Annotated in this window: 20 protein-coding genes; 7 read left to right on the forward strand and 13 right to left on the reverse strand. The window is 68.2% G+C overall.

Annotation, left to right across the window (positions count from 1 at the left end):
• Positions 1–20 precede the first annotated feature (20 nt).
• Positions 21–1,829, reverse strand: coding sequence for an FAD-dependent oxidoreductase (locus B1991_RS00795; RefSeq protein ID WP_136256800.1), 1,809 nt, complete (start codon positions 1,827–1,829; stop codon positions 21–23).
• A 142-nt stretch (positions 1,830–1,971) separates the two neighbouring features.
• On the opposite strand from B1991_RS00795, the gene B1991_RS00800 reads away from it, so the two are divergent.
• Positions 1,972–2,823 (forward strand): LytTR family DNA-binding domain-containing protein, encoded by an 852-nt coding sequence (locus tag B1991_RS00800; protein WP_136256801.1) that lies wholly within the window; start codon positions 1,972–1,974, stop codon positions 2,821–2,823.
• 53 nt (positions 2,824–2,876) lie between these two features.
• Here B1991_RS00800 and B1991_RS00805 read toward each other — a convergent pair whose 3' ends face one another.
• Entirely contained in the window at positions 2,877–3,152 is a 276-nt protein-coding gene (locus B1991_RS00805; protein WP_136256802.1) for a GNAT family N-acetyltransferase, read from the reverse strand.
• Positions 3,153–3,302: 150 nt separating this feature from the next.
• Here B1991_RS00805 and B1991_RS00810 point away from each other — a divergent pair, with 150 nt between their 5' ends.
• Positions 3,303–3,728 (forward strand): OsmC family protein, encoded by a 426-nt coding sequence (locus B1991_RS00810; RefSeq protein WP_136256803.1) that lies wholly within the window; start codon positions 3,303–3,305, stop codon positions 3,726–3,728.
• A 1-nt stretch (position 3,729) separates the two neighbouring features.
• Here B1991_RS00810 and B1991_RS00815 read toward each other — a convergent pair whose 3' ends face one another.
• Positions 3,730–4,815: a 3-deoxy-7-phosphoheptulonate synthase gene (locus B1991_RS00815; protein ID WP_136256804.1), complete on the reverse strand. Its 1,086-nt coding sequence runs from the start codon at positions 4,813–4,815 to the stop codon at positions 3,730–3,732.
• Positions 4,816–5,048: 233 nt separating this feature from the next.
• Between B1991_RS00815 and B1991_RS00820 the strand changes: the two genes are divergently transcribed.
• Positions 5,049–5,960: an oxygenase MpaB family protein gene (locus B1991_RS00820; protein WP_136256805.1), complete on the forward strand. Its 912-nt coding sequence runs from the start codon at positions 5,049–5,051 to the stop codon at positions 5,958–5,960.
• Positions 5,961–6,036: 76 nt separating this feature from the next.
• Positions 6,037–7,908: a 3'-5' exonuclease gene (locus B1991_RS00825; RefSeq protein WP_210772066.1), complete on the forward strand. Its 1,872-nt coding sequence runs from the start codon at positions 6,037–6,039 to the stop codon at positions 7,906–7,908.
• Positions 7,909–7,985: 77 nt separating this feature from the next.
• On the opposite strand, the gene nadD is transcribed toward B1991_RS00825, so the two are convergent.
• The 8 genes from nadD to B1991_RS00865 form a co-directional block, all read right to left on the reverse strand.
• A complete protein-coding gene (gene nadD / locus B1991_RS00830) occupies positions 7,986–8,618 on the reverse strand; it encodes a nicotinate-nucleotide adenylyltransferase (RefSeq protein WP_136256806.1) in 633 nt (210 codons plus the stop codon).
• Positions 8,615–9,625, reverse strand: a complete 1,011-nt coding sequence (holA, locus tag B1991_RS00835; RefSeq protein ID WP_136256807.1) for a DNA polymerase III subunit delta — start codon at positions 9,623–9,625, stop codon at positions 8,615–8,617. The genes nadD and holA overlap by 4 nt, the downstream gene beginning before the upstream one ends.
• Complete coding sequence (locus tag B1991_RS00840; RefSeq protein WP_136256808.1) at positions 9,625–10,158, reverse strand: LPS-assembly lipoprotein LptE; 534 nt, start codon at positions 10,156–10,158, stop codon at positions 9,625–9,627. The genes holA and B1991_RS00840 overlap by 1 nt, the downstream gene beginning before the upstream one ends.
• 5 nt (positions 10,159–10,163) lie before the next feature.
• Positions 10,164–12,920 carry a leucine--tRNA ligase gene (leuS, locus tag B1991_RS00845; RefSeq protein WP_136256809.1) on the reverse strand — a complete coding sequence of 919 codons (2,757 nt, stop codon included), beginning with the start codon at positions 12,918–12,920 and terminating at the stop codon, positions 10,164–10,166.
• A gap of 132 nt (positions 12,921–13,052) precedes the next feature.
• Positions 13,053–13,661 carry a PqiC family protein gene (locus B1991_RS00850; RefSeq protein WP_136256810.1) on the reverse strand — a complete coding sequence of 203 codons (609 nt, stop codon included), beginning with the start codon at positions 13,659–13,661 and terminating at the stop codon, positions 13,053–13,055.
• Positions 13,658–15,352: a PqiB family protein gene (locus B1991_RS00855; RefSeq protein ID WP_136256811.1), complete on the reverse strand. Its 1,695-nt coding sequence runs from the start codon at positions 15,350–15,352 to the stop codon at positions 13,658–13,660. The genes B1991_RS00850 and B1991_RS00855 overlap by 4 nt, the downstream gene beginning before the upstream one ends.
• Positions 15,345–15,998 carry a paraquat-inducible protein A gene (locus tag B1991_RS00860; RefSeq protein ID WP_136256812.1) on the reverse strand — a complete coding sequence of 218 codons (654 nt, stop codon included), beginning with the start codon at positions 15,996–15,998 and terminating at the stop codon, positions 15,345–15,347. Before B1991_RS00860 ends, B1991_RS00855 begins: the two co-directional genes overlap by 8 nt.
• Positions 15,995–16,642, reverse strand: a complete 648-nt coding sequence (locus B1991_RS00865; RefSeq protein WP_136256813.1) for a paraquat-inducible protein A — start codon at positions 16,640–16,642, stop codon at positions 15,995–15,997. Before B1991_RS00865 ends, B1991_RS00860 begins: the two co-directional genes overlap by 4 nt.
• 119 nt (positions 16,643–16,761) lie before the next feature.
• Here B1991_RS00865 and trxA point away from each other — a divergent pair, with 119 nt between their 5' ends.
• Positions 16,762–17,631: a thioredoxin gene (gene trxA, locus B1991_RS00870; RefSeq protein WP_136256814.1), complete on the forward strand. Its 870-nt coding sequence runs from the start codon at positions 16,762–16,764 to the stop codon at positions 17,629–17,631.
• A 188-nt stretch (positions 17,632–17,819) separates the two neighbouring features.
• Entirely contained in the window at positions 17,820–18,272 is a 453-nt protein-coding gene (locus B1991_RS00875; protein ID WP_136256815.1) for a DUF4442 domain-containing protein, read from the forward strand.
• 38 nt (positions 18,273–18,310) lie between these two features.
• Here B1991_RS00875 and B1991_RS00880 read toward each other — a convergent pair whose 3' ends face one another.
• Positions 18,311–18,976 (reverse strand): hypothetical protein, encoded by a 666-nt coding sequence (locus B1991_RS00880; RefSeq protein WP_136256816.1) that lies wholly within the window; start codon positions 18,974–18,976, stop codon positions 18,311–18,313.
• A 2-nt stretch (positions 18,977–18,978) separates the two neighbouring features.
• On the reverse strand, positions 18,979–19,491 hold the full coding sequence (locus tag B1991_RS00885; RefSeq protein WP_136256869.1) for an RNA polymerase sigma factor: 513 nt from the start codon (positions 19,489–19,491) through the stop codon (positions 18,979–18,981).
• A gap of 171 nt (positions 19,492–19,662) precedes the next feature.
• Here B1991_RS00885 and B1991_RS00890 point away from each other — a divergent pair, with 171 nt between their 5' ends.
• Positions 19,663–20,580 carry an alpha/beta hydrolase gene (locus tag B1991_RS00890; RefSeq protein ID WP_136256817.1) on the forward strand — a complete coding sequence of 306 codons (918 nt, stop codon included), beginning with the start codon at positions 19,663–19,665 and terminating at the stop codon, positions 20,578–20,580.

The following is a 20,580-nucleotide window of genomic DNA, read 5'->3' on the forward strand; positions in this document are numbered from 1 at the left end:
TGCCGGGGAGCCCAGCGCATTCAGGTCGGCGGCACGAAGCCCTCCCCGCTCCATCCCTCGCTGCCCACGCCGTGGTGGACGAAGAACAGGCCATCGGGATCGTAGCGGCGCTTCACGGCGAGCAGCTTCGGGTAGTTGGTGCCCCAGAACGCCGCCTGCCAATCGCGCCGGAAATAATCGCTCTCGGAGACGTAGGCGCCCGCGTTCGGGGCGACCTTGCGCAGGGCGGCCATCGACTTGCCGATGCTGGCGGCGGCACGCCGCGCTTTCGCCAGGTCCGGTTTCGGCATGCCGGGAAAGGCCGGCGCGCCCGCACCGGCGATGATCGCCAGCGCAAACGCGTCGAGCACTTGCGGGTTGGTCGCGGTGTCTTTGGCCGCGGCGATTTCCGCCGCCGGCGCGCCGGCCAGCCCCTTGTTGAAGTGCAGGCCCACGCTCCATTCGCGCGCGGCTTCGAACAGCGCATCGACCAGCGCGTCCTGCCGGTCCTTGTGCAGCAGCGTGGCCGGCAACCATGCCGACTGGTAGGCGTGCAGGAACCAGGCGGCCTCCCCCACGTTCGTCGCCCAGTAGGCATGGTGCTTCGGCGCGCCGGGCCGGTTGTCCGTCACCATCACGCCGGGCGCATTCTGGCGCATGAAATCCACGTCCCACATGTGCTGCGCCGGCATCGCGAAGATCTTCATCGGATCGGCGAAGCGATATTCCGCGCGCGCCTTCACCCACTCAAGGAACGGAGCCCAGACCTGCTCCATCTGCGCCTGGTCCAGCCCGTGGCACAGCATGCTCAGCTCCAGCTTGCGGTCACTGAAGCCCATCTGCTCGCCCCAGTGCGGATTGAACAGGCTGCCGTGGTAGAACGCGATCGCCTGCGCGATCAGCGCACGATACGCAGCATCGGTGGTGGCCTCGATCGTGCCGAACACGCCGCCGAAATACGTCGGCAACTCGCGCGTGCGCAGGGTCAGGCGCGTGACCACGCCGAGGCTGCCGCCGCCACCGCCCTTGAGGCCCCAGTACAAGTCCGGATTGGTGCAGGCATTGGCGATGCGCACCTGGCCGTCGGCGGTGACGACTTCGGCTTCGAGCAGACCCGCCGCCGCGGTGCCGTAATGCTTGGAGAAGCTGCCGAAGCCGCCGCTCTGCACCAGCCCGGCCACGCCCACCGTGGTGCAGCCGCCGCCCTGCACGTAGCGGCCGCCCCTGGTGGTCACCGCGTCGTAGGCGTCGATCCACATCGCGCCTGCGCCGATGCTCACCGCCGGCTGCGCGGCCTGCTTGCCCGCGCAACCGTGGCCGATGAAGGCATCGTGCAGGGTGATGTCATGCATGTGCCGCGTCCACACCAGCAAGGAGTCGGGCGCATTCGAGGTGCCCTGGTAGCTGTGGCCGCCGCCTTTCACGACGAGCCGCAGATGATGCTGACGGGCGAAGTTGACCGCAGCGACCACGTCGGCCGTGCTCTCGGCGGCCACGCCATAGGTGCTGGGCTGCGAGGCCCAGGCATCCAGCCAGCCGCTGGTCTGGGTCAGCGCAGGGTTGTCGCTGAGGTAGAACGGATTCTTGATCTGCGCCAGCGCCTCGGCCCGGGCGGCGGCAGTCGCTCCCGGCGCGAACGGCGACTGCAGTTTCAGCAGGCGGCCGCCGACTTGCTGCCTCAGCGTTTCCCATGCGCCGGCATCGGGCCACGCCGGATCGCCCGGCCGCACCCGGCGCAACAGTCGGGAAAGGCGGTTGCGGGTACCGGCCATTGCCCGCCCGACCGGTGACAGCGCCAGCGGCAGGAGCGATGCGGCGACAGCGGCCTTGAGCAGATCACGGCGATTCATGGGCGTTCCGAGGATGGGGTCGAGGGGCCATCTTGCGGCGCCGCGGGGCGCACTGTCGCCCGCCAGGTGACATATCGACCCGTCACGGGGACGAATGGCGGGGTTGCGGGACGGGTCGCGGGGCTTTGCGTAGAATCGCCGGATGAATGAACGCCCCGGCCTCAGCTTCGACGATTTCCAGCGCTGGCGGCGACCCATCGAAGTCGGCTTCTGGGTGGCCCTGGTCATCCTCAACGCCGGATTCAATGCGCTGGTTGCGCAGACCGACCACCCCGACGTGGACGCGTGGAAGCCCTGGGTGTGGGAGTTCAGCAGCGCCCTCCTAATCCTTGCGCTGATCCCCTTCGTGATCGCGCTGGAGCGCCGTTGGCCGTTCCGCGTCGACACTTGGCGGCACAGCCTGCCGCGACATCTGCTGGCCACGCTTCCGTTCAGTTTCATCCACGTCACCGGCATGGTGGCGCTGCGCCGGCTCTGTTATGCGCTGGTCGGTTCCCACGACCAGTTCGGCGCGCACTATGGCTACGAGTATCTGAAGGACATCCGCACCTATTTCGTCATCATCGCGCTGCTGTGCCTGTCGCGCCTGTGGCTGATCCGCTGGCAGGGCGAGGCGCGCCTGCTGGCCGCCCCCGACGAAGGGCAGCCGGCCGAACCGGTCGAGCGGCCCGAGCGCTTCCTGGTGCGCAAGCTGGGCCGGGAATTCCTGCTCAATGCCAGCGAAGTCGAGTGGCTGCAGGCCTCGGGCAATTACGTGAACCTGCATGTGCACGGCCGCGACTACCCGCTGCGCAGCACCATGGCGGCGATCGAGGAGCGGCTGGACCCGGCGCGTTTCGTGCGCGTGCACCGCGGCTATTTCGTCAACCTCGACTACCTCGCCCAGATCGAGCCACTGGACACCGGCGACGCCCGCCTGACCTTGCGCGATGGCACCACGATCCCCTGCAGCCGACGCCACCGCGCCGCCTTGCGCGAGCGTTTCGGCAGCTGATCGCAGCGGGAATCGCGCCCGGTCAGCCCGGGAGATGAAGAAACTGCAATCGCTCAGCCAAGCAGGCCGAGGTATTCCGGATGCTTCTGCACCCAGGCGGCGGCGTAGGAGCACGCCGGCACCACCTTCCAGCCTTCCGCACGCGCCGCGTCCATGGCTGCCCGCACCAGTGCCGAGGCGATGCCGCGGCCGCCCACCTCGGCAGGCACCTCGGTATGCGTGATCGTCATCACGGCTGAGGCCAGACTGTACTCGAGCACGCACGGCACGCCATCCACTTCGGTGTGGAAACGGCGGGCGGGGCGATCGTGCCGGATGGCAAACGGCATGGGCGTTCCTGGCAGTCGGACAAACCGCGAGCATAAGGCCGGCGTGGGGCAACTGCATGTGAACCCGCATCGTCGTTTCGTTCGCACCGACTGCATGGAGCGTGGCGCAGGATGCCCGCTTGTCCGTCACCGTTGCGCAGGAGAATCCCGATGAAGAAATCCGCATCCGCCCACTGGTCCGGCGGCATCAAGGACGGCCAGGGCACGATCTCGACCGAGACCGGCGTGCTGAGCGAAGCGCCTTACGGCTTCAAGTCGCGTTTCGAGGACGGCCCCGGCACCAATCCGGAAGAACTCATCGGCGCGGCGCACGCCGGCTGCTATTCGATGGCAATGTCGCTGGAACTGGGCAACGCCGGGCTCACCGCCACCAGCATCGACACCAAGGCCGTGGTGACGCTGGAGAAGGATGGCGCCGGCTTCACCATCACGGCGGTGCACCTCAGCTGCGAGGCCAGGGTGCCCGGCGCCGACGCGGCCACGTTCGACCGGATCGCGCAGGCGACCAAGCAGGGTTGCCCGGTCTCCAAGGTGCTGAAGGCCGAGATCACACTGGACGCGCGCCTGCTCTCCTGATTCAGGCGGCAGCCTCCGCCGGGAGCACGGCGGCAACGGCACCACGACGCTGGCGCACCGCCCGGGCCAGCGTCTGCAGCACGGCGACCGAGGTGCTCCAGTCGATGCAGCCATCGGTGATGCTCTGGCCGTAGCGCAGCGGCTGGCCGGGCTGCAGCTCCTGGCGGCCGCCGAGCAGATGGCTTTCCACCATCACGCCGAGGACGCGCCGTTCGCCGGCGGCGATGCGCTCGGCGATATCCTCGATCACCCGCGGCTGGTTCTCGGGGTTCTTGCCGCTGTTGGCGTGGCTGGCATCGACCATCACCTGCGGGCGCATGCCGGCCTTGCCGATCGCCGTGCAGGCGGCCTCGACACTGGCTGCATCGTAGTTAGGCAGCTTGCCGCCGCGCAGGATCACGTGGCAGTCGCCGTTGCCGCTGGTGGTGGCCACCGCGGCCTGGCCGTCCTTGGTCACTGCCATGAAATGATGCGGTTGCGACGCCGCCTGCACCGCGTCCACCGCGATCTTCACGTTGCCGTCGGTGCCGTTCTTGAAACCGACCGGGCAGGACAGCCCCGAGGCCAGCTCGCGATGCACCTGGCTCTCGGTGGTGCGCGCGCCGATCGCGCCCCACGCCACCAGGTCGGCGATGTATTGCGGCGTGATCATGTCGAGGAACTCGCAGCCGGCCGGCACGCCCAGCGCGTTGATGTCGCGCAGCAGGTTGCGGGCGATGCGCAGCCCCTTGTCGATCCGGAAGCTGCCGTCGAGGTCGGGATCGTTGATCAGCCCCTTCCAGCCCACCGTGGTGCGCGGCTTCTCGAAGTACACGCGCATCACGATCTCCAGCGCATCGCTCAGTTCGCGGCGCAGCGGCGCCAGCCGCGCGGCATACTCCAGCGCGGCGCGCGGATCGTGGATCGAGCACGGCCCGATCACCACCGCGAGGCGGTCGTCGCCGCCGGCGAGGATGGCGTGCAGTGCTTGCCGCGAGACGTCGACGGTGGCCGCTGCCGCGTCGGTGACGGCGCAATCGCGCATCACCTCCGCCGGCGTGCTGAGGCGGGTGATGGCGCGGATGCGCAGGTCGTCGGTGGGATTCATGGCGGCTCTCCTGGAGGTTTTCCCGGTGGCGGCCATAAAAAAACCGCCCTGGAATGGCGGTTCGGTGTGGTTGTGTCGATCAGTTCAAAACGATCGCGTCCGCGCCGCCGCCGTTGGCTTCGGGTAGCCGTAAAACCAGAAATACAGGCGGGCGGTGAGGGAGGACATGCCGCCATTGATAACACAATGGACGTCCAAATCAAACCTCCGCGTCCAGGCGATAGACTGCAGGCATGCCCTCGCCCATCGATGTGCTGCGCCAACCGATCCGCCACTGGGTGCTGCGCGCCTTCCCGCGTGCCGGTTCCGACGGCCCCGACTACGACCACCCGCATGGCGATCCGGGCCTGTTCGGGCCGGAAAGCGCCACCTGGCGCGTGCACTCGGATTTCCCCGGCATGCTGGCCGGCGGCCTTGCCGCGCTGACCTTGCAGACGCTGCACCCGCTGGCGCTGGCCGGGGTGTGGGACCACTCCAATTTCCGGGGCGACCTGGTCGGTCGGCTGCGCCGCACCACCGCCTTCGTCGGCGGCACCACCTACGCGCCGCGCGCGCAGGCCGAAGCCATGATCGCGCACGTGCGGATGATCCACGGCCACGTCAGCGGACACGGCGAAGACGGACGTCCCTACAGCGCCGACGATCCCGACCTGCTGACCTGGGTGCACGTCAGCGAGGCGTACTGCTTTTTGCAGGGCTACCGCCGCTACAGCCACATCGCGATGCCGCCCGGCGCGGCCGACCGCTACTACGACGAGGTGCGGCGGATCGCCGAGGCGCTCGGCGCGCGCGGCGTGCCGGCGTCGGAACGAGAGGTCGGGGATTACTTTCGCCGCATCCAGCCCGAACTGGCCTTTACCGAACGCTCCCGCGTCGTGCTCGGCCTGCTCGGGCGGGTGCGCCTGCCGGTGCCGGCAGCGGGGCTGTCACGCGACCTGTTCCTGCGTGCCGGCCATGCCCTGCTGCCGGACTGGGCGCTGGCGGCGCTCGGCCACACGCCACGGCAACGGCGCCAGGCGCGACTGGCCGCGCGTGCGCTGTGGTCGATCGCGCCGGTGTTCCGTGCCGCCCTGCAGGACGGCATTGCCAGCCGCGCGTGCCGGCGCGTGGACGTGACGCCCGAGCAGTTGTCGCGCTGGGGGTAGCTCCACGCCGTCAATCAGCATTGACAGCGTCACCCTATCGGCTAACGTCACCCGGTGACGTCAGCCAGGGGCGCCTGTGGCAACACTCATCCCAACCCGCAACAGCTGCCTGCCGCGCATGACCGGTGGCGAGAAGCGCGTTTCCGAACGGCTGGAACAGAAGCTCGAGGACGACTACCTGCTGTGGTACGACGTGCCGGTCGGGCTGAAGCAGCGCCACCCGGATTTCGTGGTGTTCCATCCGCGCCGCGGCCTGCTGGTGCTGGAGGTGAAGGACTGGAAGGCCGACACGATCCGCCACGCCGACAGCACCCAGTTCACCCTGGTCACCGAGCGCGGCCTGGTGAAGGAGGCCAACCCGCTGCTGCAGGCGCGCGCGTACGCGCTGGAGATCGGCGTGGTGCTGGAGCGCGACCCCGCGCTGCGCCACCCGGAAGGCTCGCGCTACGCCGGCAAGCTGATCATGCCGTGGGGCTGGGGCGTGGTGCTGGCCAACATCACCCGCAAGCAGTTCGACGAGGGCGGACTGGGCGAGGTGTTGCCCGAGCATCTGGTGATCTGCCGCGACGAGTTGTACGAGACGGTCGACGCCGAAGTGTTCCAGCAGCAGCTGTGGGCGATGTTCCCGCAGGTGTATCCGGTGGCGCTGACCCTGCCCCAGATCGACCGCGTGCGCTGGCACCTGTTCCCGGAATTGCGGGTGGAAGCCGGCAGCGGCCAGTTCGGCCTGTTCGGGCCGACGGCCGACGCCGTGCGGCCGCTGGAGATCCCCGACCTGGTCAAGGTGATGGATGCGCAGCAGGAACAGCTGGCGCGCTCGATCGGCGGCGAGCACCGGATCATCCACGGCGTGGCCGGCTCCGGCAAGACGATGATTCTCGGCTTCCGCGCCATGCAGCTGGCGCGTGAGATGAGCAAGCCGATCCTGGTGCTCTGCTACAACAAGACGCTGGCCGCGCGGCTGGAACAGCTGATCGGCGAACGCGGCCTGGGCGAAAAGGTGCAGGTCTACAACTTCCACAAGTGGTGCCGCAAGATGCTGGTGGCCTACCACGTGGAGCTGCCTCCCCAGGGCAGCAAGGACTTCTTCGAGCAGATGGTCGGGCGCGTGATCGATGGCGTCGACCGCGGCCAGATCCCGCGCTTCCAGTACGGCGCCGTGCTGGTCGACGAAGGCCACGACTTCGAGCCGGACTGGTACAAGCTGATCGTGCAGATGATCGACCCGGCGACCAACTCGCTGTTGGTGCTGTACGACGACGCGCAGAACATCTACGGCAACACGCACCGGCGCAAGATCAGCTGGAAGAGCCTCGGCGTGCAGGCGCAGGGGCGCACCACCATCCTCAAGCTCAACTACCGCAACACGCTGGAAATCCTCTCCGTCGCCCGCGCGTTCGCGCAGGATCTGCTCGAATCGCGCAGCGACGACGACGATGGCGTGCCGCTGGTCGCGCCGGAAAGCGCCGGCCGCCGCGGCGCCGTGCCCGAGCTGGTGCGCACCGACACCGCCCGCGCGCAGATGGACGTGCTGGTGGCGCGGCTGCGTGACGAGCATGCGCATGGCCGCCCGTACTCCGAGATGGCGGTGATCTATCGCAACCAGTGGGAAGGCGAAAAGCTGCAGGAAGTGCTCAAGCGCCTGGACATCCCCAGCCGCCTTGCCGACAACGCCGGCAAGCAGACCCTGTTCGTGGTCGAGGACAGCGTCAAGCTGGTGACCATGCACTCCAGCAAGGGCCTGGAGTTTCCCTTCGTGATCATCCCCGGCATCGGCGGCCTGCCCAAGGAAGGCCAGGCCGAAGCCGACGAAGCGCGCCTGCTCTACGTGGCGATGACCCGCGCCACCGAACACCTGCTGCTGATCCACCACGACGACTCGGTGTTCTCCAAACGCATCCGCGACTCGATCAACGAGGTTCAGGGCCAGCTGAAAAACGCGCCCTGAGCGCCGCGTCCCTTGACCTCGGGCCGGCACTGGGCTGCCGCCAGGAACAGCGGAGCCGCGCGTCATCCGATACCGCCTCAGCGGCGATAGGGCGACAGCAATTCGGTCGAGTCGAACAACCCCGCCGGTAGCAGGTAGCGCGGCTCGCGGCCGGCACCCAGCAACTGGCGGATGCGCGTGGAGGAGATCTCCAGCGGGGTGACCGCCAGCTCGATCACGCGACCGGCAGGCACCAGTTGCAATGCCGCCGCGTCGTCTACACGGCGGCCGGCGATCTCCTGCTCCAACGCTTGCGGCAGCGGCGCCGGTTCGCCCGGCCGGCTGAGCACGCCGATGTGCGCCAGTTCGAACAACCGCCGCCATTCATGCCAGTCCGGCAAGCCGGCGAACGCGTCGGCTCCGAGCAACAGGACCAGCGGACGATCGCCCTGCTCGGCGCGCAAGCCGGCCAGCGTGTCGACCGTGTAGGACGCGCCATCGCGTGCCAGTTCGCGCGCATCCGGAATCAGCCGCGACTGCCCGCGCAACGCCACCCGCAACATCGCCAGCCGCTGCGCGGCGCTGGCGATCGGCGGCGGACGATGCGGCGGCAGCCCTGCCGGCATCATCAGCACGTCGGCGTCGAGCAGTTCGGCGGCTTCCCATGCCACGCACAGGTGACCGAGGTGGATCGGATCGAAGGTGCCGCCAAAAATCGCCAGCGGTTTCACGCGAGCGCCTTCGCGGCCCGCGGCTCGGCGATGGCGGCGATCAGCCGTTCGGCTTCCAGCCACGGATCGCCCTGCTCGCGGCCCTTGGCCATGCGGTCGATCCGTGCCGCGCGCGCCAGGCATTGCAGCCAGTGTTCGCGCGGCGCACGGCGCAGCGCCTGGCGGAACATCTGCTCGCGCGCTTGCCACAGGCGCTCGGCCTTGGCCTGCGCGGCGAAGTTCTGCGCATTGGCCAGGCGCAGCGCCAGCTGCAACTGGTTGACCAGCCAGCCCATCAGCGCGATCAGCTCGTCGCCTTCGGAACGCAGCCCGGCCAGCACGCGCAGCGCGCGCGCGCCGTCGCCGGCCAGGGCAGCGTCGGTGAGCTTGAATACGTCGTAGCGGGCACTGTCGGCGACCAGGCTCTCCATCTCGGCCGCGTCGATGCGCCCTTCGCCGTGCAGCACCGCCAGCTTGTCGATCTCCTGCGCCGCCGCCAGCAGGTTGCCTTCGACCCGCTCGGCCAGCAGCGCCACCGCGTCGGCGCTGGCACCGAGTCCGCGCGAAGCCAGTCGGGCACCGACCCAGGCGTTCCACTCGTGTGGCCGCGGCGCGTTGAACACCACCATGCTGTGCTCGGCATCGAACTTCCTGCTCCAGGCACCGTCGTGCTTGCTGCTCCACTCCATCGCGGTGACCAGCAAGGTGACGTCCGGCGGCGGGTCGGCACAGAACGCCGTGATTGCCTTGGCCCCCTCGACTCCCGGGCGTCCGGTCGGCAAGCGCAGGTCGATCAGGCGGCGACTGGCGAACAGCGACATGCTGGCACCGGCGCGGGCGACGTCGTCCCAGTCGAAATGCTGGCCGACCTCGAGTACCTCGCGCTCGGTGTAGCCAAGCCGTCGTGCCTGCGCGCGCAAGGCGTCGGCAGCTTCCAGCACCAGCAATTCCTCACCCGCCAGCAAATAGGCCGCGTCGAGTCGATCCGCCGCCAGCGCCTTCGACCACTGGTTCGGATTGAGTGGCATCAATGCACGCTGGACGCCGCGGCGGGAGCATGGCCGGCTGCCTGCAGGCGGAACATGATCGCCTGCACCATGTCGTCGTCGAGGCTCTTCTGGATCTGCTCGACCTGCGAGGCGCTGCCTATCGTATTGCTGGCGTCGTAGCTGAACTCCCGCGACATGTTGATCGTCTGCGGCGACACCAGGATTTGTCCGGATGCATCGGTGACGCGGAATTTCACCGTGTAATGGACCGCGTATTCGCTGATCCTCGCGTAGCCGCCGGAGGTGAGCGTGTCGGTGCTGAAAGTGGCGGTGGGCACGGAGAATTCGGCGATGCCGGGACCACCGGCGTCCTCGACGGTGACGCCGGCGCGCTCCAGCGCAAGGCTCAGCTGGCGCTGGAAATTGCTGCTGCCGTGCGCGTCCAGGTGCACCCGCTGCATCGCCGCGGGCAGGGCCGCGCTCTGGCGCAGATGGAAGCCGCAGGCAGTCAGCGCCAGCGCGGCGAGCAGCAGCGGCAGCAGGCGGATCCGACGCGCGTTGATGAAGCCCATGGTTGTCATCCTGCGACGATGTTGACGATCTTGCCGGGCACCACGATGACCTTGCGCACCGTCATGCCTTCGAGGAATTGCCTGACCTGCGGCTGCGCCCGGGCCAATGCCTCGGCCTCGTCCTTGCCGGCATTGACCGCCAGCTCGATGGTACCGCGCAGCTTGCCGTTGACCTGCACCGCCAGCGTTGCCGTGTCGCGCACCAGCGCGGCGGGATCGGCCTGCGGCCACGGCTGATCCTCCAGCACCGTGACCGGATGGCCGAGCACCTGCCACAAGGCGTGGCTGATGTGCGGCACCACCGGATTGAGCAGCAGCACCATCGCCTCCAGCGCCTCGTGGCGCACGGCGCGGCCCTGCTCACTGGCATCGTTGAACTTGCCCAGTGCATTGAGCAGCTCCATCAGCGCGGCGATCGCGGTGTTGAACGCATGGCGCCGGCCGATGTCGTCGCTGACTTTCTGGATGGTCTCGTGCAGCTGGCGGCGCATGGCCTTCTGCGCGGCATCCAGCGCGGCCGGGTCCACCACCGCATGATCGGGGCCGCCGGCGTGGGCGGTTACCTCGCGCCAGAAGCGCTTGAGGAAACGCGCCATGCCCTCGACGCCGGCCTCGTTCCACTCCAGCGACTGCTCCGGCGGCGCGGCGAACATGGAGAACAGGCGCACCGTGTCGGCGCCGTACTTGGCCACCATCGACTGCGGATCGACACCGTTGTTCTTCGACTTGGACATCTTCTCGATGCCGCCGATCCGCACCGGCTGCCCGTCGGTCTTGAGTCGCGCGCCGGTGACGCGGCCGTGGTCGTCGCGCTGCACTTCCACGTCGGCCGGGTTGAACCACTCGCGCGAGCCGTCGGCGTTCTCGCGGTAGAACGTTTCGGCGATCACCATGCCCTGGCACAGCAGGTTGGTGGCCGGCTCATCCGTCGCCACCAGGCCTTCGTCGCGCAGCAGCTTGTGATAGAAGCGGAAGTACAGCAGGTGCAGGATGGCGTGCTCGATGCCGCCGATGTACTGGTCCACCGGCAGCCAGTAGTTGGCGCGGTCGTCGACCTGGGTGGCCGCGCCGGGCGAGGTGTAGCGCGCGTAGTACCAGCTCGACTCCATGAAGGTGTCGAAGGTGTCGGTCTCGCGCTCGGCCGCGCCGCCGCAATTCGGGCAGGTGGTCTGGCGCCAGGCCGGGTCGGCCTTGATCGGCGATTGCACGCCGGAGAACGCCACGTCCTCGGGCAACAGCACCGGCAGTTGATCCTCCGGCACCGGCACGTCGCCGCAGGCCGAGCAGCGGATCACCGGGATCGGACAGCCCCAATAGCGCTGCCGGCTCACGCCCCAGTCGCGCAGGCGCCAGTTGACCCGGCGCGCACCGCTGCCATCGCGTTCGAAACGCGTGGCCAGCGCGTCGAACGCGCGGGCGAAATCCATGCCGTCGTATTCGCCGGAGTTGACCAGCGTGCCGCGCGCGGTCCAGGCCGCCTCCTCCATGATGCGCCGCTCGAATTCCTGCACCACGCGCAGCGGCGCGGAGACATCCTGCGCCGTGATGTCGCGACCTTCCAGCGCAGCCAGCATCGCATCGCTGCCCACGCCCAGCGCCAGCTCGTGGCGGATCTGCTTGAGCGCATCGAGCACCGAGTCGTCGACGATCACCATCCTGATCGGCAGGCTGTACTTCCGCGCGAATTCCCAGTCGCGCTGGTCGTGCCCCGGCACCGCCATCACCGCGCCGGTGCCGTAACCCATCAGCACGAAGTTGGCCACCCAGATCGGCACGCGCTCGCCGCTGATCGGGTGGATCGCGCACAGTCCGGTGTCCATGCCGCGCTTGTCCTGGGTCTCCAGCTCGGCCTCGGAGACACCGCCGTGTTTCAGCTCGGCGATGAAGGCGGCCAGCTTCGGATTGTCCTGCGCCGCGCGCTGGGCCAGCGGGTGCTCGGCGGCGATCGACAGGAAGCTCACGCCCATCAAGGTATCGGGACGCGTGGTGAACACGCTCAGCGGCTCGCCCTTGCCCTCCAGCGCGAAGCGGATCTCCAGCCCCTCGCTGCGGCCCAGCCAGTTGCGCTGCATGGTCTTGACCGCGTCGGGCCAGCCCGGCAGCGCGTCCAGGCCGTCCAGCAGCTCCTGCGCGTAATCGGTGATCTTCAGGAACCACTGCGGGATCTCGCGCTTCTCCACCAGTGCGCCGGTGCGCCAGCCGCGGCCGTCGATGACCTGCTCGTTGGCCAGCACGGTCTGGTCCACCGGGTCCCAGTTCACCACCGCGTTCCTGCGATAGGCCAGGCCCTTCTTCATCAGCCGGGTGAACATGCGCTGCTCGTGCACGTAGTAATCCGGCCGGCAGGTGGCAAACTCGCGCGACCAGTCGAAGGCGTAGCCCATCGCCTGCATCTGCGCGCGCATGTGCTCGATGTTGGCGTAGGTCCACTTGGCCGGCGCGGTCTTGTGCTTGATCGCGGCGTTCTCCGCCGGCAGGCCGAACGCATCCCAGCCCATCGGCTGCAGCACGTTCTTGCCCTGCATGCGCTGGAAGCGGCTGATCACGTCACCAATGGTGTAGTTGCGCACGTGGCCCATGTGCAGCGCACCGGACGGGTACGGCAGCATCGACAGGCAGTAGAACTTGGCCCGGCCGGGCTGTTCCTTCACTTCATAGGCGCGCTGCGCGTTCCAGTACTGCTGCGCGGCGGCCTCCACCGCTTGCGGGCGGTAGGCGGTTTCGTCGGGGTCGGCAGCGGTCGGGGCTTGATTGTCCTGCATGATTTCGGGAGGCCATGGTGCGGTGGGTGCGCACCGGATCGAACCGGCGGCGGTGAACGGGTCAGACTAGCCCAGCGCGGGGTTTCCGCCAAGGCCGCGCGCGCCTCGCCATTCACCCGCCAGCGGCATGGCTCAACCCCCGGGGCAGCTTGCGGACTGGCCGGACGCCAACGCGCGCGCCACTCCCGCCATCTGTTCGGCCAGTTGGTCCAGCGCCTGCTGGTGGCCCTGTACCAGGGCGTCGTAGCCCGGCCCCACGGTTTCGCTGATGCGGCTGGTGCACGCCTGCGTGGCGAGCTTGCCGTCGTGGCGCCAGCGCAGCTGCCAGGCGCCCTCGATCAGCGCGTGATCGCCCGGCTGCGAATCGAAGCGGCGCACGTCCAGGCTCACCTGCAGCAGCGGCTTGCCGCTGGCGGCCATGCCGCCGACGTCGCGGCCCGGCAAGACGCGGGCAAGGTCGGCGGCCAGCGCGCCGCGCACCTCGTCGGCCAGCGGCGCGATCCAGCGCTCGCCCTCCAGCAGGGCCACGCTCTGGCCGCCCTGACGCACCACCAGCTGCGGCCGGTCGACCTGGGCCGGCACGTTGACGGTGAGCACCTCGAACGGGATCGCGGTCGCCGACTCGGCTACCGGTGCCGCCGATCCGGGCAGCAAGGTGTAGTAGTGCAGCGGCGCCGAGGCGCAGGCCGCGAGCAAGGCCGCGGCGGTGACCGCCAGCAACGCGGGGGCGTGACGCATCATGGCTTGTGCTCCTGTGCCGGGGCCGGCGCTGGTTCCGGTGCGGGCGGCGTGACGGGTCGACTGTCGGGGCGACGCCCGCGCAGCAGCGCTTCGGGATGTCCGCTGAGGTAATCCGACAGCACGCGCAACGAGCGCGACATGCGCTGCACCTGTTCCAGCGTGGCGCCGAGGTTGCGTTGCAGCGGCGAATCGTCCGACAGCGCCGCGTCGGCGGTGCCCATGGTCTTCTGCACGCCCTGCAAGGTCTCGGTGAAGGCCGGCAAGGTCTTCCCGTTGACCTGCTTCAAGGTGGTGTCGAGCCCGGCCAGCACCTGGTCGACGTGCTTGCCGATGCTGTCGAACGGCACCTTGTCGAGCTTGTCGACGATCTCCGCCAGTTGCTCCTGCAACTTGTCGAAACTGCCGGGCGCGGTGGGGATGGTGAGCGGCTTGACGGTCGGGTCGAAATCGACCTTGGCAGCGTGCGGCACGAAATCCAGCGCCACGTACAACTGCCCGGTGAGCAGGTTGCCGGTGCGCGCCTGCGCGCGCAGGCCGTGCGCGATCAGCCCGCCCATCATGCGGGCCAGGTCCGGGCTGTGGCCGTTGGCCCTGGTTATCGCCTCCAGCTTGTCATAGGCGGCGCCAAGGCGCTCCGGGTAGACCACCGCGCCCACCAGCACCGGGAATTTCTGCGTCTTCTCGTCGTAATCCAGACGCACCGAGACGACCTTGCCGATGTTGATGCCGAGGAACTCCACCGGCGCATCCACCGCCAGCCCGCGCACCGACTGCTCGAAGCGCATGCGCATGTAGTGCGGCTCGCCGTCGGGCGGCGCCATCGCCGTGGTGCGGTCGCCGAACAACTTGAAGCTGGTGTCCTCCGGGGCCGGCGTGCTGTCGTGCGGACCGGGCGGGTCCTGAAAGGCCACGCCACCGGCCAGCACCGCAGCCAGCGACTGGGTATTGAGCTTCAGGCCGTTGGCACCGAGCGAGAGATCCACCCCGCTGGCGTTCCAGAACCGGCTGGAGCGGCTGACGAAGCGGTCGTTCGGGCCGTCGATGAAAATGTGCAGCGACACGCCCTCGCCATCCTTGTCCAGCGTATACGACGCCACCCGGCCAACCTGGATGCGCCGGTAGTAGACCGGCGAGCCGACGTCCAGCGAGCCGAGGTCATCGCTGTGCAGCAGGAAGCTGCGGCCGAGTTCGCCGTGGCGCACGGCGGGTGGCGCCTCCAGCCCTTCGAAGTTCTCCTGCCGGTCATCCGATTCGCCCACGTCGGCACCGATGAACGCGCCGGAGAACAGCGTGTCGATGCCGGATACCCCGCCGAGCCCGATGCGCGGGCGCACCACCCAGTAGCGCGTGCCCTTGGTGGCAAAGCCCTCGGCGCTCTTCTCCAGCGCCACCGACACCAGCACGTGGCTGCGATCGGGGCTGAGCCGGATCTTCTTGACCCGGCCAATCACCACGTTCTTGTATTTCACCGGCGTCTTGCCGGCTTCCAGGCCCTCGGCGCTCTGCAGGCTGATCACGACTTGCGGACCGGTCTGCAACCAGCTGTGGATCACCAGCGAAAGCCCCACCAGCGCCGCCAGCGCCGGCACCAGCCAGATCAGCGACTCCTTGAACCGGCGCTTCTCCACTACCGGCCGCGGCAGCGCGTCGGGCACGGGTGGGCCGGGTTCGGCGCGTTGCTCTTCAGTCATCGTTGCTCCTGCCATCCCATATCAAGCGCGGATCGAAACTCATCGAGGCGAGCATGGTCAGCACCACGGTCAGCCCGAAGAAAATGACGCCGGGCAACGGTTCGACCCGGCTCAACACGCTGAAGCGCACCAGCGCCGTCAGCAAGGCCACCACGAACACGTCCAGCATCGACCAGTAGCCGATGAACTCGACCAGCCGATACAACCTGGCCCGTTGCGGCCGCGCCCAGTCGCTGCCGCGCTGGCTGCTCACCAGCAGCATGCCCAGCGAGAGGAACTTCAGCATCGGCACCACGATGCTGGCGGTGAAGACGATGACGGCCAGGTCCGCCGAGCCGTTGTTCCACAACTCGACCACGCCGCTGATGATGGTGTTGTCGTCGATGTCGTTGAGGCTGGCCGTGCGCATGATCGGCAGCACGTTCGCCGGAATGTACAGGAGGAAACCGGCGATCAGCAGCGCCCAGGTGCGCGCGTAGCTGTTGGTCTTGCGCCGGCGCAGCGTGGAACCGCAACGCGGGCAGGCCATCGCGTCGTCCACGCCGTCGCCGTCGAGCTTCACGTTGCCGGGCACGTTGCGGCAGACCAGGCCGCACATGCGGCAGCCGATCAGGTCCAGGTCGACCGCACGGGGCAGCGCGTTCATGCTTTCGGCTCCGGTGTCTGCTCCCACAACTGGCGCATGTCCACGCCGGCGAAAATGGTGATCAGCAACGTCAGCGCGCCATAGGCGTAGATACCCGGGTCGGCCACCACCTCGAAGTACGTGTGCGCCTTGACGATCGCCACCAGCGCGCCCAGCACGAACACCTCGCTCATCGTCCACGGCCCGACCCGGTGCAGGGCCACCATCAGCGGCGCGAAACCGGGCGCACGCCGGCCGAGGCGGGCAAACCACAGCAGCCAGCCCATCACCAGCATCTTCGTCATCGGAAAAAAGAACAGCGTGGCCGCCGCCAGTACCGCGACCACCTGGGCACCCTGCTCCCACATCGTGACGATCATGCCCCACAGCGTGGTAGCGCTGAACTGACCGTTCAGGCCCAGGGTGAAGATCGGCCAGATGTTGGCCTGCACGAACACGATCATGGCAGTGAGGATCAGCGCCAGCAGCGCATTGGCCGACAGCGCGCGATGGCGATCCAGCTCCGCGCCGCAACGCACGCAGCGGGCCACCTCGCCCCGGGCGAGCGGACGCCGCCGGTAGACGGTGTCGCAGTGCTCGCAGATCAGCAGCGCATCGGACGAATGCGCATGCAGGCAATCGGTGTTTCGTGCGGCGGTGGCCATCGGGCGATTCTCGCAAATCTTTGGTGAATGCGCGCGCGGACGCGGGCCGTGCATCCGGTGCTTGATATGCTGGGCGTCGCCCTGATCTGGACATCCAGGACCCACCGCCGGAGCTTTCCGTGACCGATACCACCCGCCCCAGCCACGTCTTCGACATCGACCAGCAGACCTTCGAGACCGAGGTGCTGCAGGCGTCGATGGACACGCCGATCCTGGTCGACTTCTGGGCTGCGTGGTGCGAGCCGTGCAAATCGCTGGGGCCGATCCTGGAAAAGCTGGCCGCCGAGTTCAACGGCGCGTTCCGCCTCGGCAAGATCGATGTCGATGCGCAGCAGGAACTGGCGGGGATGTTCGGCATCAAGAGCATCCCCACGGTGATGCTGGTCAGCCAGGGCCAGGTCGTCGACGGCTTCGCCGGCGCGCTGCCCGAACGCCAGCTGCGCGAGTTCCTCGGCCGCCACGTGCAGGCGCTGGAAGGCGACGAGAACGACGTGGCGGATGATGACGCTCCCGCCGAAACGCCCGAGGCGGCGATCAACCGCATCCAGCAGGCGATCGCCGCCGAGCCGGCCAAGGCCGAACTCAAGCTCGACCTGGCGCTGGCGCTGATGCGCGGCGGCCAGGCGGATGCCGCCAGTGCCGAACTCGATGCCCTCCCCGCCAACCTCGCCACCGATGCGCGCGCCCAGCGTCTGCGCAGCGAACTGGAACTGGCCCGCGCCGCCGCAGCCGCCCCGGCGGCAGACGCATTGCAACAGCGCATCGACGCCGACCCGCAAGATTGGGAGGCGCGCGACCTGCTCGGCCTGCGCCTGCTGCAGGAAGGTGACGCCGAAGGCGGCCTCGAACAGTTCCTCGCCATCCTGCAGAAAGCGCGCGACTGGAACGACGGCCAGGCGAAGAAGCGCCTGCTCGCCGCCTTCGCCACGCTGGACGACGCCGAGCTGGTCGGGCGTTACCGGCGACGAATGGCCTCGATGCTGTTCTGAGGCCGACCATCCCTCGTAGGAGCCCGCTCGCGGGCGATGCCTTTGAGCTTTTGCGAGTCCCGAATCCCGAATCCCGGCGCAAGAGCATCGCCCGCGAGCGGGCTCCTACGTGTTCATTCGGCGCGCGCGCGATCCATACCGTTACGTATGTTCGGGTAGGATGTTTCTTTTCTCATTCCATCGCCCTCATGCGCGCCTCCACTTTCCGCCGCCTGCTCAACCTGTGGCCGCCATTCCTGGTCAACGCCATCCGCGTGCAGTCGCTCAGCGAGGACTACACCGAGGCGACCGTGGTGCTGCGGTTGCGGCCGTGGAACCGCAACTACGTCAAGAGCCAGTTCGGCGGCAACCTGTTCGCCATGGTCGACCCGTTCTGGATGCTGCTGGCGATGCACCAGCTCGGCAGCGACTACTTCGTGTGGGACAAGGCCGGCACGATCGACTTCGTGGCTCCCGGCTACGAGGACGTGTATGCGCACTTCAAGCTCGACCCCGTCGTGGTCGATGAACTACGCGCCGCCGCAGCCGGCGGCGACAAGGTGTTGCGCTGGTTCGAGACCGAGGTGACCACCGCCTCCGGCAAGGTCATCGCCGTCGTACGCAAGCAGATCTACGTCCGGCTCAAGCCCAAGGCGCGCTGATCGCGGCGGGCGGCGTCCGCCCTGCGCCCAGCGGGTCATCACGCCCGTTCGAAACGTGCGATCTCCTCCAGCTGCCGCGACGCGCCGAGCAGGTTGCGGCCGCTCATGTCGTCGACGATGCGCTGCAGGAACCGCGAGCGAACCGGCTTCCCCGCAAGACGCCGCGCCAGCCACACGCTGATGCCGATACCGACCAGTCCTACCGCCATGGTGGTCCAGATCCACGACTCCCCCGCCGCGTAAAGATCCACACCAGTGAAATCCGCGATGGCCACCAGCGTCACCAGCAACCACAGGCACCACCACGGCAGGCCGAGCGCCAACGTGCTGTAGACGCGAAACCGCCGCAGTTGCGCCAGCCACCGCTGCAACACCAGCACCGGCGCATCGAACAGGTAGATCCGCGCCAGCAGGAACAGCTGCGTGGCGCACGACCAGATCGCACCGATGCCGTAAACGTGCAGCAGCAGGCCCATCACCAGCAGATGCGGCACATGCCGGTGCGCCACCCAGAACGAGGCCGCCCACACCACGAAGACGATCCAGCCGGTCACTTCCAGCCCCAGCCACCACATCGTGCGGCGCATCGAGGCGCGCGACTTCTCCATGCGTCGATCGCGGAAATCCTGCCGCAGCAGTTCCTCGATGCCGTCCTGGCGGGTTTCCATGCGGGCCCAGGCCTGCTTCATCTCGTCGAGTTCCATCGTCATGCTCCGGAGGATGCGGTCATCTGGCCGCGCAGTTTCTGCTTGATGCGGCTGATCTTGGTCGCCACGTTGGTTTCACTGATGCCGAGGACCTCGGCCATTTCGGAGTAGCTGCGGTCTTCCAGGTACAGCAGGATCAGCGCGCGGTTGAGCGGATCGAGCTGGCCGATGAAGGCGTGCAACGCCTCCACGCGCTCGTCGGGTTCGGCCACCGGCTCGCCGCCGATGGAGTCCAGGTGATGGGCGTCCAGCGCTTCATGGCGGTCCATCGCGGGCCAGCGCCGCGCCTGCGAGATCGCCACGTTCAGCGCAATGCGGTACAGCCAGGTGGAGAACTTCGCCCGCGCCTCGTCGTAGCGACCGAACGATCGCCAAAGCTGGGCACTGATCTCCTGCACCAGGTCCTCGCGGTCGGCCACGCTGCGGCTGTACAACCCGGCCACCTTGAACACGATGCGGCGATGCTCGCGCAGCAGCGATTCGAAGCGTCGCTGGTGTTCCCGGCTGGTCATCGGCGTGGCGTCTCCGTCGGTTTCATCCATGATTCGCCGGGCGGCAAAAAAAATCACGGGAACGACTTGCCGCATTCCTTCGATCGGAAATCAGGCACTTGACGCCACCCCGCAGCGGAGGACGATACCTGCCCGACGCGGCCAAAGCCGCCGCAACCGTCCGGAGGACCCGTGCAACGTGCCTGGCATCCGCGGTTCTGCATGGCAGTCGCCTTGTCGCTGCTGACCAGCATGGTCTGCGCGCAGAGCACGCTGGAACTCTGGCCCGGCGTCGCGCCGGGGTCCGAACACTGGACCCAGCGCGAGATCGTGGCGCACGACACCCCGTCCGGCACCGTCATCATCAACGTCGTCAAGCCCACGCTGACCGTCTACCTGCCCCGTCCCGACCAGGCCAGTGGCGCCGGAGTGATCGTTGCGCCGGGCGGCTATTGCGTCGCGTTGGCCATCGATCGCGAGGGCAACGAGGTAGCACGCTGGTTGCAGCACCGCGGCATTGCCGCCTTCGTACTGAAATACCGCACGCAGCAAAAACGCGAGCAAGGCATACCGAAGGACCTGGACATGGACCAGGCCTGCCACTACGGCATCGCCGATGCCATCCAGGCGATCGGGCTGGTACGCCGGCATGCACGGGAATGGCGGCTGGCACCGGATCGGGTCGGCATCGTCGGCTTCTCCGCCGGCGGCATGGTTGCCAGCGGCGCCTTGCTGCAAGCCGATGCAGCGGCCCGGCCCGATTTCGCCGCACTGATCTACGGCGCCCCGTTCGGCACGATGCCGGCCATCCCGGCGAAGCTGCCGCCCGTGTTCATGGCTTGGGCGCAGGACGATCCGATCGCCCGCGGCGCCGTTGCGCAATTCCGCGATGCCCTGCTCAAGGCCGGCACGCGCCCGGAGGTGCACGTCTTCAGCGCCGGCGGCCATGGCTTCGGCATGCTGCACCAGGGCACCAGCAGCGACCACTGGATCGAGGAATTCCGCGACTGGTTGCAGGCCGATGGATTCCTCCGGGTGGAACGGTCGACGCCCGCTCGCGCGCCTCCGGAAGGAACACCCGGAGGCAAGCTCGCAAGCCATCGGCGATGA

Origin of the sequence: Rhodanobacter lindaniclasticus, from assembly GCF_004799035.1 — a bacterium.
Classification (GTDB): Bacteria; Pseudomonadota; Gammaproteobacteria; order Xanthomonadales; family Rhodanobacteraceae; genus Rhodanobacter; species Rhodanobacter lindaniclasticus.